Annotated in this window: 10 protein-coding genes and 2 pseudogenes; 7 read left to right on the forward strand and 5 right to left on the reverse strand. The window is 62.8% G+C overall.

Features of this window, described 5'->3' with window-relative positions; all coding sequences use genetic code 11:
* Window positions 1–84: 84 nt before the first annotated feature.
* The 3 genes from ACG873_RS12285 to ACG873_RS12295 form a co-directional block, all read right to left on the reverse strand.
* The gene (locus ACG873_RS12285; RefSeq protein WP_394892061.1) at window positions 85–3,204 is read right to left on the reverse strand and encodes an efflux RND transporter permease subunit; all 3,120 of its coding nucleotides are present in this window, start codon (window positions 3,202–3,204) and stop codon (window positions 85–87) included.
* A 116-nt stretch (window positions 3,205–3,320) separates the two neighbouring features.
* Window positions 3,321–3,779: a nuclear transport factor 2 family protein gene (locus ACG873_RS12290; RefSeq protein WP_394892063.1), complete on the reverse strand. Its 459-nt coding sequence runs from the start codon at window positions 3,777–3,779 to the stop codon at window positions 3,321–3,323.
* 43 nt (window positions 3,780–3,822) lie between these two features.
* Entirely contained in the window at window positions 3,823–4,932 is a 1,110-nt protein-coding gene (locus ACG873_RS12295; protein WP_394893472.1) for an efflux RND transporter periplasmic adaptor subunit, read from the reverse strand.
* Window positions 4,933–5,018: 86 nt separating this feature from the next.
* Between ACG873_RS12295 and ACG873_RS12300 the strand changes: the two genes are divergently transcribed.
* The 6 genes from ACG873_RS12300 to ACG873_RS12325 all read left to right on the forward strand — a co-directional run bounded on the left by ACG873_RS12300 (window position 5,019) and on the right by ACG873_RS12325 (window position 9,962).
* The gene (locus ACG873_RS12300) at window positions 5,019–5,597 is read left to right on the forward strand and encodes a TetR/AcrR family transcriptional regulator (protein ID WP_394892064.1); all 579 of its coding nucleotides are present in this window, start codon (window positions 5,019–5,021) and stop codon (window positions 5,595–5,597) included.
* Between the two features lie 46 nt (window positions 5,598–5,643).
* Window positions 5,644–6,912, forward strand: coding sequence for a beta-ketoacyl-ACP synthase II (fabF, locus tag ACG873_RS12305; protein ID WP_394892066.1), 1,269 nt, complete (start codon window positions 5,644–5,646; stop codon window positions 6,910–6,912).
* Window positions 6,913–6,969: 57 nt separating this feature from the next.
* Window positions 6,970–7,785: an oxidoreductase gene (locus ACG873_RS12310; protein ID WP_394892067.1), complete on the forward strand. Its 816-nt coding sequence runs from the start codon at window positions 6,970–6,972 to the stop codon at window positions 7,783–7,785.
* A gap of 443 nt (window positions 7,786–8,228) precedes the next feature.
* Window positions 8,229–9,008: a hypothetical protein gene (locus ACG873_RS12315; protein ID WP_394892068.1), complete on the forward strand. Its 780-nt coding sequence runs from the start codon at window positions 8,229–8,231 to the stop codon at window positions 9,006–9,008.
* Between the two features lie 16 nt (window positions 9,009–9,024).
* On the forward strand, window positions 9,025–9,519 hold the full coding sequence (locus ACG873_RS12320; RefSeq protein WP_394892070.1) for an adenylate/guanylate cyclase domain-containing protein: 495 nt from the start codon (window positions 9,025–9,027) through the stop codon (window positions 9,517–9,519).
* A complete protein-coding gene (locus ACG873_RS12325; protein ID WP_394892071.1) occupies window positions 9,486–9,962 on the forward strand; it encodes an adenylate/guanylate cyclase domain-containing protein in 477 nt (158 codons plus the stop codon). The genes ACG873_RS12320 and ACG873_RS12325 overlap by 34 nt, the downstream gene beginning before the upstream one ends.
* Window positions 9,963–10,406: 444 nt before the next feature.
* Here the strand turns inward: ACG873_RS12325 and ACG873_RS12330 are convergent.
* Window positions 10,407–11,411, reverse strand: a pseudogene (locus ACG873_RS12330) (IS110 family transposase); the annotation flags it as partial.
* Between the two features lie 253 nt (window positions 11,412–11,664).
* Window positions 11,665–12,325 (reverse strand): annotated as a pseudogene (locus ACG873_RS12335) (TetR/AcrR family transcriptional regulator).
* 134 nt (window positions 12,326–12,459) lie between these two features.
* On the opposite strand from ACG873_RS12335, the gene ACG873_RS12340 reads away from it, so the two are divergent.
* Window positions 12,460–13,371: a shikimate dehydrogenase gene (locus ACG873_RS12340; protein WP_394892073.1), complete on the forward strand. Its 912-nt coding sequence runs from the start codon at window positions 12,460–12,462 to the stop codon at window positions 13,369–13,371.
* The last annotated feature ends 69 nt before the right edge of the window (window positions 13,372–13,440 follow it).

Raw genomic sequence — 13,440 nt, forward strand, 5'->3', positions numbered from 1 at the left:
CGGCAAGTCGTGCGGCTGGCCCTCCGTATGTTCAGGCAAAGCCAGCAGGCGAAATCTTGACCCGTCTCCTCCGACAACAGGGCCCTATTCGGCAGCAATTGCTGTGGGCATTTCCAGTTCATCCGTCGAGTTGGATGGCTCCTCATGGACGTCGTCTGCTGTTGGCTTGATCCGGAACCACGCGGCATAGAGCGCCGGAAGGAAGAGCAGGATCAGCACCGTGCCGACCGCCGTGCCGCCGATCAGCGTGTAGGCCATCGATCCCCAGAAGACGGAGTGCGTGAGGGGGATGAAGGCGAGCACGGCGGCGAGTGCCGTCAGGATCACAGGCCTCGTGCGTTGCACTGTGGCCTCGATGACGGCGTGATAGCCGTCGAGGCCGGCAGCACGGTTTTCCTTGATCTGTTCGGTCAGGATCAGCGTGTTGCGCATCAGGATGCCGGCCAGTCCTATCATGCCCAGAATGGCGTTGAATCCGAAGGGCTGGTTGAAGGTGAGCAGCATCGGCACGACCCCGACAAGGCCAAGCGGTGCCGTCAGCATGACCATGGACATCGTCGAGAAGGATCGCACCTGCAGCATGATGATGATCAGCATGGCGGCGATCATGGCAGGGAAGACTTTGCCCAGCGCGGTGTTGGCCTTTTCAGCCTCCTCGATCGATCCGCCCAGTTCGATGCGATAGCCGGCCGGAAGGGATGCGATCAGCGGCTGAAGGGCCTTCATGATCTCCTTGGAAACCTCAGGCGGCTGGGTCGCCTCGTTGATATCCGAGCGGATCGTGATGACGGGCGTGCGATCGCGGCGCTTCAGGATCGGCTCTTCCAGACGAACTTCCGAATGGCCGATCTGGTCGAGCGGAATCTGCCGGCCGTCCCTGCTCATCAGTGAGAAATCGGCCAGACGCGCCGGATCCAGCCGCTCGTCGCCGGCGCTGCGGGCGACGATGGGGACATTGCGAATGTCCTCGCGGACCTGCGTGACGGGGATACCGGTGAGGAGGAATTGGAGCTGCTGGCCCACTTCCGCCGGCGAGAGCCCGATGAGATTCAGCCGATCCTGATCCGGGATGAAGCGGAGCACTGGCGTGCGATTGCCCCAATCGCGATTGGCCTGCCGCACGTCCGGGACGCCCCGCATGATGTCGAGGGCCTTCTCAGAGATGCTGTAGAGTTGCGCGGGATCAGGTCCCACGACCCGGAACTCGACCGGGAACGGCGTGTAGGGGCCGAAGACAAGCTGCGTGACGCGAATATAGGCCTCAGGCGCAAGCCCCTGAGACACTGCATCCCGGAGCCGGTGCTTCAACGCCTCACGCGCCTCGGCGTCCGGTGTCAACACGACGATCTTGGCGAAGGCGGGATCAGGCAGTTCCGGCGCCATCGCGAAGAAGAAGCGCGGAGCGCCCTGACCGACATAGCTCGTAACGATCTTGGCCTCGGGCTGGCTGTCCAGCCAATGTTCGAGCTTCTCGACCGTGGCGGTCGTCGTCTCGATGCTGGTGCCTTCCGGCAGGCGAACCTCCACCAGCACTTCGGGGCGGTCGGATGTCGGGAAGAACTGCTGTTTGAGGGAGCCCATGCCGACCACGGAAAGCGCGAAGGCGATGCCAACGATACCGCAGGTTACGAACTTGTGGCGCACGGCAAAGGTGATGAGCCGTCGCAGACGCCGATAATTCGGTGTGTCGTAAATCGCGTGGTGACCGCCTTCGACCGGTTTGATGTCGGGCAGCATCTTCACGCCAAGATAAGGCGTGAAGACCACCGCGACGATCCAGGAGACGATGAGGGCGAACCCCACGACCCAGAAGATGTTGCCGGCGTATTCGCCGGCCGTCGAGCGCGCAAAGCCCACCGGCAGGAAGCCGGCGATCGTCACGAGCGTTCCCGACAGCATCGGCGCCGCGGTGTGGCTCCACGCATAGGCCGCCGCCTTGATGCGGTCCATGCCCTCTTCCATTTTCACCACCATCACTTCGATGGCGATGATGGCGTCGTCAACGAGAAGACCGAGCGCCAGGATGAGAGCGCCGAGCGTGATGCGGTCGAAGAACCGGCCGGTTTCCAGCATGATGAGGAACACGACGGCAAGCGTCAGAGGGACGGCAGCCGCCACGACGATGCCGACGCGCCAGCCCAGGCTGGCAAGGCTCACCAGCAGCACGACGCCGAGTGCCATCGCGAACTTCATCATGAATTCGTCGACCGCCGAGGTGATGTTGACGGCCTGATCGGTCACCTTGTCGAGCGTCATTCCGAGCGGCAGTGTCTGTGCGATGGCCGCAGTCCTATCCTCCAGCGCCTTGCCGAGCGCGAGACCATCCCAGCCCTCCTGCATCACCGGCGCGAGCATGATGGTGGGCTCGCCCTGGCGCCGGATGAGATAGGTGGGAGGATCTTCGTAGCCGCGGCGGACTTCGGCGATGTCGGAGAGCTTCAGCGTCCGCCCCGAAGCGACAATCGGCGTCTCGGCGATCGCCTGAACGCTGTCATAAGCGCCGTCGACCCGGATGAAGACCCGAGGCCCCTGGGTGTCGATCGAGCCCGCCGGCGTGACGGTGTTCTGCCGCTGCAAGGCGGCGACGATGTCCTGTGCCGATACGCCGAGGGTAGCCAGCTTGGCGTATGAAAACTCGACGAATATCTGTTCGGGCCGCTCCCCGAGGATGTTGATCTTCTTGACGCCGGGCACGTGCAGGAGGTTCTGGCGGATCACCTCGGCCTGCCTCGCCAACTCACGCATCGGCATGCCCTTGGCCTTCAGCGCATAGAGGGCGAAGCTCACATCCGAATATTCGTCGTTGACGAAGGGGCCGAAGGCGCCGGATGGCAGGTTGCGGGCTTCATCGCCGAGCTTCTTACGAGCCTGGTAGAACTCCTCCTGCACGACTGACGGCGGTGTGCTGTCCTTCAGCGTGACCGTCATATACGCGTAGCCTGGCCGCGTGGTCGTCTCCACCCGATCGTACCAGGTCAGCTCCTGAAGCCGCTTCTCCAACGGTTCGGCGACAAGGTCCTGCATCTCGCGCGCCGTCGCGCCCGGCCATGCCGTCGTGACCGTCAGGGTTTTGATCGTGAAGTTGGGGTCCTCCGCCCGCCCGAGCATGACGAAAGCGTAGGCGCCGGCGGCGACCAGCAGGAGGATGAAGAACAGGGTGACGGCCCGTTCGCGAACGGCGATCGCGGAAAGATTGAAGCTCATCAGTTGGCCACTCCTATTTCCTCCACGTTCGTCCTGACGCTCGCGCTGTCCCGCAGTAGGTGAGCGCCAAGAGGACTGCGCTTGCCTAAGAAACGGGGCCTCTGACTGCGCTTCTGCTAGCTTGCAATTTGTTCGGCGACAGCTTCTTCGAGGCCAGCTTCCGCTTGGGCGGCAAGAGCATGGGCCGCTGCTTGTGAATCTTGGAATTCCTCGAGTGCATAGACCCGGCCCCACCGCAGGGTGAACACGTGGAGACCACGGTTGACGTACGGCGCGTCGCCGTTGAGCAGCGTTGCGGTGCCATCCCACTGCGCAAATACCGTGGTATGCCACGGCCAGCCCGTCACCCAGATGTTGTTGACCGTGATATGGAGAGTGGGCAGGACGCGGCCGAGGCGCTCAAACCATCGGCGCAGGGCTTCTTTGTCGTGGCGCTCACCACCAAGCGCGTGGGCGCCGGAAACGCGGTGATGGACATTCGACGCGACTGCCTTCACCGCCTCATCCCAGCGATGGTTATTGACATGGTCGAACGTCATTCGGATCTCTTTCTTGACAATGTAACTGTATATCATCGAACCCCTCCAACGGCGATCGCGGAAAGATTGAGGTTCATCGTCAGGTGCCCCCGCTTTCGGACGCAGTTCTGACGCGAGCGCCCTCCTGCAGAAGATGAGCCCCGAGCGAAACAATCGGATCGCCAGAGTTCATTCCGGAGATCACAGCGGTTTCGCTGGTCACACGAACAAGCTTGACAGGGCGAAAGTGGACGGTCGAGGAGGCGCTGTTCAGGATCCAAACGCCGGTCTTCTCGCCGTCATCAAGCACGGCTCCCAGCGGCACCTGGACTTCCGGATGCTTCGCCTGGCTTGCAAGCCGAATGGTTACGGTCGCGCCAAGCGGTGCTGCCGCGGCCTCACCGTCGAGCACATAACGGGCCTCATAGGTACGGGTCTGGGCATCGGCCGAGTTCGATAATTGCCGGAGATGTGCCGTATAACGACGCCCATCGCCACCATACACGCTGGCCTCGGCTGCCGAGCCGATCGCCGGCCGGATCGTTTCGGGAAGCGCGACCACCGCTTCGCGGGCACCAGCCTGGGCGGTCCGGACCACTGTCTGGCCGGCGGAGACGACCTGCCCCGGCTCGCCAAGCGTTTCAACCACCGTTCCATCCGCGTCCGCCAACAGGATCGCGTAGGTCGCCTCGTTCTCAGCGACCCGTGCTTCGGCGTCGGCGGCGGCAAGTTGTGCCTCGGCCGTGTCCGACGCTGCCTTCGCCTGCTCGTAGCGCTGACGTGGAACCCATCCATCTTTGAGCAAACTGGCGTACCGCCGTTCATCCGGTTTCGCCTGAACGACCATTGCACGCGCTGCGGCAACGGCGTTGCGCTTCGCCGTGAGCGCAAGACGAAGGTCGGTTTCGTCGATCCGCATCAGCGGCTGACCGGCTTTGACCTCCTGACCGACGTCCACGAGCCGTTCCACGATCTTGCCGGGCACGCGAAAGCCGAGATTGCTCTGCACCTTCGCCCCGATGATGCCGGTGAAGCCGTGTTCGGATCCGGTAACCGGCGCTGCCGTCACCAATCTGACGATCGGCGGTTCCTGCCGCGGGTCGCTCACGGCAGAGGCTTCCTGCGTGGGAATGGCAAGTGTGGCGAATGCCGCCGCCCCCGACGCTGCGACCAGGACACCGGCTAACACCACAAGATTCCTCTTTTTCATGCCCATCGCCTCGTGTCAAAATAGATTGCGTTCGCACTCTATAACTGATATAGATTTCGAATGCAATCTAAAAAAGGAGACTGACGATGCGCGTAAGTCGCACTCAGGCTGCGGAAAACCGCGAAACCGTGATCAATGTGGCAAGCCGCCTTTTTCGGGAGCGCGGCTTTGACGGTATCGGCCTTAAGGATCTGATGAAGGGTGCCGGGCTGACCCAAGGCGCCTTTTACAAGCAATTCGCTTCAAAGGAGGACCTGGCGGCGCAGGCGTCCAGACGGGCAATGGAGAGCGCCGCCCTCCGATGGTCGGCCGCGACTGCAGCAAAACCCGAGGATCCGCTTGGCGCGGTGATCGCGTTCTATCTCAGCATGGATCATCGCGGAGAAAGGATGGACGGCTGCCCGGTCGTTGCGCTCGGCTCGGATGTCGCCAGACAGGGCGCCGACGTGAAAGCGTCATTCGAAGCCGGGATCAGGGATTACCTCGAACTGCTCGGTAGCTGGGTTGGCGAGGCCGACGGCGATGAGCCCAGCGGCAAGGCCATGGCCATTCTCTCGACCATGGTCGGTGCGGTGGTCCTCTCGCGGGCCGTCAACGACCCCGACCTCGCGCAGGCCTTTCTGGAAGCGGCGACCGATCAGGTTCGCGAAGCAGTCGCCGCCTGAAGGGCGCGGGCAGCGCTGGCGGCACACCCAATTGAGAGGAGAATAGATGCGACGGATTGTTGTTACAGGCATGGGAGCGGTCACGCCGCTTGCTGCTGATGTCGACGCGTCCTGGTCGCGCCTCCTGGCCGGTCGCTCGGGGATCCGGAGACTTCCGGACGATGTCGTGGGAGACCTGCCGGCGAAGATCGGAGGAGTGGTTCCCCGCCTGGAAGAAGACCCCGAAGCCGGGTTCGATCCGGACGCCGTCCTGCCGCCGAAAGACCAGCGCAAGGTCGATCGGTTCATCCTCTTCGGGCTCGCGGCGGCGGAAGAGGCGCTTGCGCAGGCGAACTGGAAGCCTGCTTTGGAAAAGGATCGCCTGCGCACGGCCACGATCATCGCTTCAGGGATAGGCGGGTTCCCTGCTATCACCGAGGCGGTGCGCACAGTCGACCAGCGCGGTGTGCGCCGCTTGTCGCCGTTTACGATACCGTCCTTCCTGGTGAACCTCGCGGCAGGCCACATCTCGATCCGCTACGGCTTCAAAGGTCCGCTCGGCGCACCGGTGACGGCGTGCGCGGCCGGCATTCAGGCGATCGGCGATGCGGCTCGCCTTATCCGCGCCAATGAAGCCGATATCGCCGTATGCGGCGGTACGGAAGCATGCATGAACGTCGTCAGCCTCGGTGGGTTTGCCGCAGCACGCTCTCTTTCGACCTCCTTTAATCACCGCCCTGATGAGGCCTCCCGACCGTTCGACAAGTCGCGGGACGGCTTCGTCATGGGCGAAGGAGCCGGCATGCTGGTTATCGAGGAGTTGAACCACGCGCTTGCGCGCGGTGCAAAGCCGCTCGCCGAACTCGTTGGCTACGGCACGACGGCGGATGCTCATCACGTCACCTCCGGCCCCGAGGACGGCGACGGTGCGCGCCGAGCCATGGAGATCGCGATTGCCCAAGCCGGCATTTCGGCGCGTGACGTTCACCACCTCAATGCGCACGCGACCTCCACGCCGGTCGGCGATCTGGGGGAAATCGCGGCGATCAAAACACTCTTCGGCACAGATTTCGCGATAGCTGTCAGCGCAACGAAATCGGCAACCGGACATCTGCTCGGAGCCGCCGGTGGGCTTGGAGCCATCTTCGCGATCCTGGCGCTCAGGGATCAGCTGGCGCCGCCAACCCTCAATTTGAGCGCTCCGGATCCAGCCGGCGACGGGATCGACTTCGTCGCAAACCAAGCCCGCCCGATGGGAATGGATTACGCGATCTCCAATGGCTTCGGCTTCGGAGGCGTCAATGCCAGCGCGCTATTTCGACGCTGGACGAACTGACTGGCGCGAGCACCGGATGGGCCGGTGATTGAAACCACAGAGAAGGAAACTACTTCCATGAACAAGACCAATCCTGGCGTCGCCCTGGTGACGGGGGCGTCCACCGGCATCGGGCACGCGACGGCCAAAGCCCTGCAGAACGCGGGTTTTCGTGTGTTTGGAACCAGCCGTCGCGCGGTCGCCGAACGATCCGATGGCGTGACCATGCTGACCTGCGACGTCACCGATGACACGTCCGTGGCGAAACTGGTCGAGGACGTGCTGGCCGAGGCCGGGCGCATCGACCTGCTCGTCAATAATGCCGGCATGGGTCTGCTTGGTGGCGCGGAGGAGTCCTCGACCGCCCAGGCTCAGGCACTGTTCGACGTGAACGTCTTCGGCGTTCTGCGCGTGACCAACGCGGTCCTGCCGACAATGCGCCGCCAAGGCAAGGGCAGAATCGTTAATTTGAGCTCGGTGCAAGGGTTCATCCCAGCTCCCTATTTCGCGCTTTATTCGTCGACCAAACATGCCGTTGAAGGCTATTCCGAATCGCTCGACCATGAACTGCGCCCGTTCGGAATTCGCGTTGTATTGGTCGAGCCCGCCTACACCCGAACGTCATTCGAAGATAATCTCGCCAAGCCGGATCAGTTGCTTGAGATCTATGACGCCGCGCGCGCTGGCATGAATGTAGCCGTGCGGAAAGCGATGGAAAAAGGCGATGCGCCCGAAGTGGTAGTCAAGACCGTTTTGGCGGCTGCGACCGATCCGGCTCCGAAGAGGCGCTATGCGGCGGGCAAAATGGCGCGCCAGGTCAGTTTCCTGCGCCGTTTCGTCCCCGCATCGGCATTCGACAAGAGCCTGCGAAAGCAGCTCGGGCTGCCGGTCTGACGTCGACATCAGCGACATCCTGTTTTCGGTCGAACCGGCAGGGGCTGTGGGCGGGTTCCGGTAGTTGACACTCTCGACACTGTGCGAGGAGGGTGTGCATCTCTCGGGCGTCCTATCCGCGATTGAGACGGCCAATCTTCCCACATTCGCGCAGGGACACCCCCATGAGGATCGGAATCATCGGCGCTGGAACCATCGGCGCCACATTGGTACGAATGCTTCGGGCGCGTCCTCTCCCTAAAGCCGTCACTCCGCCCCGAAAAGAAACGGCGTCGAATACCCGTGGCCGTCATCATGGCGTTGAGTTTCGGGGCGCTGGTCTTGCTGTCGGTCGGCGGCGTGCTGGCGTTGTCGGTTGGCGCGAATGTTCGCAACACCTTCGACCTGCTCGGCGCCCAGTCGACGCTGCTGATCGATGCAAGGAGGATTCGCTGCGCGCCGAGATGGGACGCGCCGAGAGCGCGGTGGACGGCGTCGCGAAACTCTACGCCCAGGGCGAATTCCAGATCGACGGCGAGGAGATGTCGGCAGCACTTGCCGGTGCGCTCGCGGCAGCGCCGGGGGTGAACGCAATGTTGGTCTGCACGCCCGATGTTATCTGCAGGAGGGCGGCGGTCACCGGGAAGGGCAACGACAAGTTTCCCGCCGGAACGATCCGGGAGCTCCCCGCCGAGATCGAGAAATCGCCGCAGGTCCGCGCCGTTCTTGAAGAGCGCCAGCAGGTCGGCGGACGCCGGTGGCGCGCCTTCGTCGCCAACGAATACGGCCTGTTCGCCAATGTCTCGGCGCCGCTCGCGCGCGATGGCGCCACGAAGGCTTGGGTGATCGCCGCCGTCGAATTGCAGAATTTGTCCAAGATCACGCAGGAACTGTCGTCGCGCTTCGGCACGCATGCCTTCATTCTGGATGGCGACGGATCCATCCTGGCGGACCAGCGGCTGGCCGACCCGGATGCGCTGAAGAACGGCATCCTGCCGCTGACGCCGCTCGCCAGTTTCGGCGATCCGGTTCTCGCCGGATATGAGGCGCGCAAACCGGAAGCGGAATTCAGCATGGAGCGTACCCGCGATATCGAAATTGCCGAAATCCAGGTCGAGGACAAGGACGGTTCGGCATCCATGGGACGGAGAGAACACTTACATCGCCATCACCCGCAAGATCACCGGCTACGGCGACCGGCCGTGGACGCTCGGCGCGTATTTCAAGGCCAGTCAGATCAGTGACGGGATCGAGCGGGTCATGGGATCGGCCCTGCTCGGTCTTGGGGTGATGGCGGTGGCGGTCATCGTAGCGATCCTGCTTGGCAGGCGACTATCGCGCCCGATCCAGGCGATCGCCGGCCAGGCTATGCGCGTTGCCGATTTCGATCTCGACGGCGTGAGCCCCCTGCCGCGCAGCAGGGTGCTGGAGTTGGACAACCAGGCTTCGGCGTTCAATGCCATGCTGATCGGTCTGCGTGCATTCTCGACCTATATTCCGCGCTCGCTGGTGGCCAAGCTGGTGCGCACCGGGGAGGTCGGCATCGCCGAACCGCGCGAAGCGGTCGTCACCGTTATGTTCACCGATATCGCCGGCTTCACCACGCTGTCGGAGCAGATGGACGCCGCCGCCGCGGCGAGGCTGCTGAACCATCACTCGCGATCCTGTGCGGCGCGGTCGATGCACATGGCGGTACTGTCGACAAGTTCCTGGGCGATGGCATGCTGGCGTTCTTCGGCGCGCCGGACCGTCTGAAGGGCCATGCCGCCGCGGCCGTCCGCGCCGCCGCGGCGATCCGCGAGGAGCTGGAGAAGGACAATCTGGAAGGGATCGGCGAAGGCCGGCCTCCGCTTCATGTCCGCATCGGCATCCACACGGGCTCCGTTATTGTCGGCAATATCGGCGCATCCGACCGCGTCAACTATACGATCGTCGGCGACACCGTGAATGTCAGCCAACGGCTGCAGGACCTCGGCAAGCAGCTCGAACCGGGCGCCACCGCAGCAATCGCCATTTCCGGCGAGACCGCGTCGCGGCTCGACGAAAGGTTCGAAACGATCCCGGCGGGCAAGCACCGGCTGCGCGGACGCGGCGAGGCGACGGAGGTCTTCAAGCTTGGCAAAGTCGCGACGTCAGCCCCCTGTGGACGTTCACCGCGCCCAAGCGGGCTAAGTAAAATGCCACTTCCATACCGCTGATCGGCGACTTGAAGAAACCGACGACTTTGGGAATGGCTGCAGCCGGGTCACCTAGCGCCGTAGCTGATTTCAATTGGAACGGCAGGAACGGTGCAAAGTCGCTGGTTCCGGTCAACGTCCGCTTACGAGCCGCCAAATCGACCCAGCAAGGCCGGTTTGGGGCCGTGTATGGACGGCTCTCCGTTGGCAAGGGGTTCTTTGAGCGTTTGCAGTTGCTGGTTGGTGCGGCCATGTATCCGACCTGTAGGTGCGGCCTGTCATATGCCGCTGGCCATAATGCCATTCGCGCGGCTCAGGTCCCGATCGTAAGCTCGCACTCGAAGTGCACGGCCCCAGTGGGTTCTCCTGATCCGGCGGTTTCAACCGGCTTTGTGCATCAGCTCCTGTCCGCCCTTTCCAACCTCGTCGGCGCTCGCCCTGTCTCGTTCTATGCGATGACCGCTCCCTGTAGCGCTCGCCGCCTGTCATCAATGCCCAGACCATGCGGGCTGTCTTGTTAGCCAGTGCAACCGCCGCAACCTTGGTCGTTCGCCGTGCCATCAGTTGCACGAGCCATGGCCGCCTGGTTCCGTTCCGCTCGGCATAGCGGATGACCGCCATTGCGCCGACGACGAGCAACTGGCGCAGGTAGCGATTCCCGGCTTTGGAGATGCTGCCGAGCTTCTCCTTGCCCCCGCTCGAGTTCTGCTTGGGGACGAGCCCGATCCAAGCCGAGAGGCACCGCCCGGACTTGAATGCGTGCGGATCGGCGACGGTCGCGACGAACGCACTCGCCAGCAGCGGGCCCACGCCCGGAATCTCCATCAACCTGCGACCGAGCTCGGTCTCTCGCGCACTCGCCCGGACCCGGCGATCGTTTTCGAGGATCTGTTCCTTCACGACCTTGAGCTGCGCCTCGAGCATGCGCAGGCATAGCCGTGCGTCAGCGGGTATCCTGGCGTCGGTTTCGTCGTTGATAACGACAAGCAGTTGTTCGATCCCATTCCGCCCGATCGGCGCCACGACGCCGAACTCGGACATATGGGCTCGCAAGGCGTTCGATATCTGTGTGCGCTGGCGGTTGAGCATCAATCTAACCCGGTGCAGCATCATCACACTCTGTTGCTCGGGCGACTTCACCGGCACGAAGCGCATCGTCGGCCGCGTCACCGCCTCGCAGATCGCCTCTGCGTCTGCAGCATCGTTCTTCTGCCGCTTCAAGTAGGGCTTCACATACTGTGCCGGCAGCAGCCGCACATCGTGGCCAAGTGCGATGAGCTCACGAGCCCAATAATGCGACGAACTGCACGCCTCGATCCCGACCAGGCATCGCGGCAAGCTCTCGAAGAATGCCAGCACGCGCCCACGTGTAAGCTTCCTGCGAACGGCAACCTCACCAGCCGCATCCACGCCGTGGACTTGAAACACGGACTTTGCGATATCCAGACCGATCGTCGTAACGTTGCTCATCATAGCGCTCCTCCAGCTCTAATCCCGCGATCATACCGCAGGGAGGGAGGAGAGCCGTCCACCGCATCATGAGCGGACCAACGGCTTTCGGCGTCTAAGTGCGGGAAGCGGACGCTGCGCTCAACGGGTGGTCTGGATGGCGACCCACTCGGGCCTTCACCGACCTATATCCGTGGTGCACGATAGCAGACTTTCGCGGCTACCAGCGCTGGTGGCCCGAACTCGACTTCCCGAGGTATTTCCGACAGGCTTATCAGGTTGCGACAAATCGGAGTATCATTTCCACGGCGTTCTCACGCAGCTTCTCCTGCTCATCCGGCGCCCCAATGTCACGACCGAAGATCTTGGAAAACGTCGCGCGGTTGGAGACGTTGAAGAAGCACAGTGCGCTGACCTGCCAGTGCAATTCCAGTGGATCAAGGCCCGGCCTGAAATCCCCGGCTTCCACGCCACGCAGGTAGATTGAGGCGATGTGATCAATTGCGGTAACGTTCAGACCGCTGATGACTTCCGATCGTTCCAGATATTGCCCGTGATGAATGTTCTCAATCATCACCATGCGTATGAACTCTTCATGCTCGTGGTGGTGGTCGAACGTGAACTCGACGAGACGGCGCAGCGCCTCGCGAGGGGGAAGGCCATCGGTGTCGAGCTGATCCTCCCCCTTCGCGCACCGTCCGGTAGGCGTTTTCAAGGGCGCGGAGGTATAGTCCCTCCTTGTCCCCGAAGTAGTAGTAGATCATGCGTTTGGACGACTTGGTCCGGGCAGCAATCTCATCGATCCGCGCACCGGAAAGCCCGTTTAGAGCAAACTCTCTCGAAGCAGTTTCCAGAATGTCCCGCCGCGTGCCATCTGGATCCTGCGGGCGTTTGGGCGGCTCACGGCCCTTCCGGACCGGCGTTACGTGCGACATCGAAACCTCACTCCCGCTCTGCGGCGTTGACAAACTAACCAGTTCGTACATCATGCGCCCCAAGGGTCATTCTTTTACAGGGGGCGGCTCGACAAAGACAAGCGCTGCCGATGGCGATGCGGTTGGGAGGTTGAATGCCGGACAGAGTTGTGGCGATCGCGCAGGCGATCGAAACGTCGCTGCACACTCGGTCTGAGGAACTGGGCGGACATCCCGACGTGCTCGTCGGCCTTATCGGTCGCGGAATCCAGCTGTCCCGCACTCCCGCCATGCATGAACGTGAAGCAGAGCGGCTCGGCCTTTCGTGCGCATACGTTCTCGTTGATTTCGACGCCTTGGGACTTGGTGACGTTGACCTCGATGCCGCTCTTCGAGCTACCGCAGGCCTCGGCTTCAACGGAGTGAATGTAACCTATCCGTTCAAGCAGTCGGTGATGCCGCTGCTTGATGAACTCGCGCCGGAGGCCGAGGCGATCGGGGCGGTGAACACAGTCGTATTCGGCGAGCGGACGATCGGCCACAACACCGACCACTGGGGCTTCGCCGAGAGCTTTAGGTCGCAAATGAACGGCGTCTCGCTCGCTCACGTCACCGTTTTCGGCGCCGGCGGAGCGGGGTCCGCAGTCAGTGCTGCCCTAATCGGACTTGGCGCGACCCAGATCACCATCATCGATCCTGAGGGGGCGCGGGCGAACCACCTGGCGCGACGGCTTGCGCGGACAGGTGCAGCGGAGCTTGTTCATTCTAAAGACGCACACGTCGCAGTGACAGCGGCGGACGGCATCGTCAATACCACCCCGATCGGCATGGCGAAGCATCCTGGCACGCCGTTTCCTTCCGAATGGCTGCGGCCGGAGCAGTGGGTCGCCGACATCATCTATTTCCCGCGCGAAACGGAACTTCTTCTGCGGGCAAGCGAGATTGGCTGCCGCACACTTCCCGGCATTGGCATGGCGATCGGCCAGGCTGTTCGCGCGTTCGAGCATTTTACTGGGCGCGCGGCCGATATGGCGGCCATGGCGGGACATTTCGAGGCCGCTGCATGAACGCGCACGCTGCCCCGCTTTCGATCGATGCCGTCGTGCAGGGGGCCGATCATACCAGGAATCGCCGAT

Origin of the sequence: Allomesorhizobium aridi (assembly GCF_043769475.1) — a bacterium.
Lineage (GTDB): Bacteria > Pseudomonadota > Alphaproteobacteria > Rhizobiales > Rhizobiaceae > Allomesorhizobium.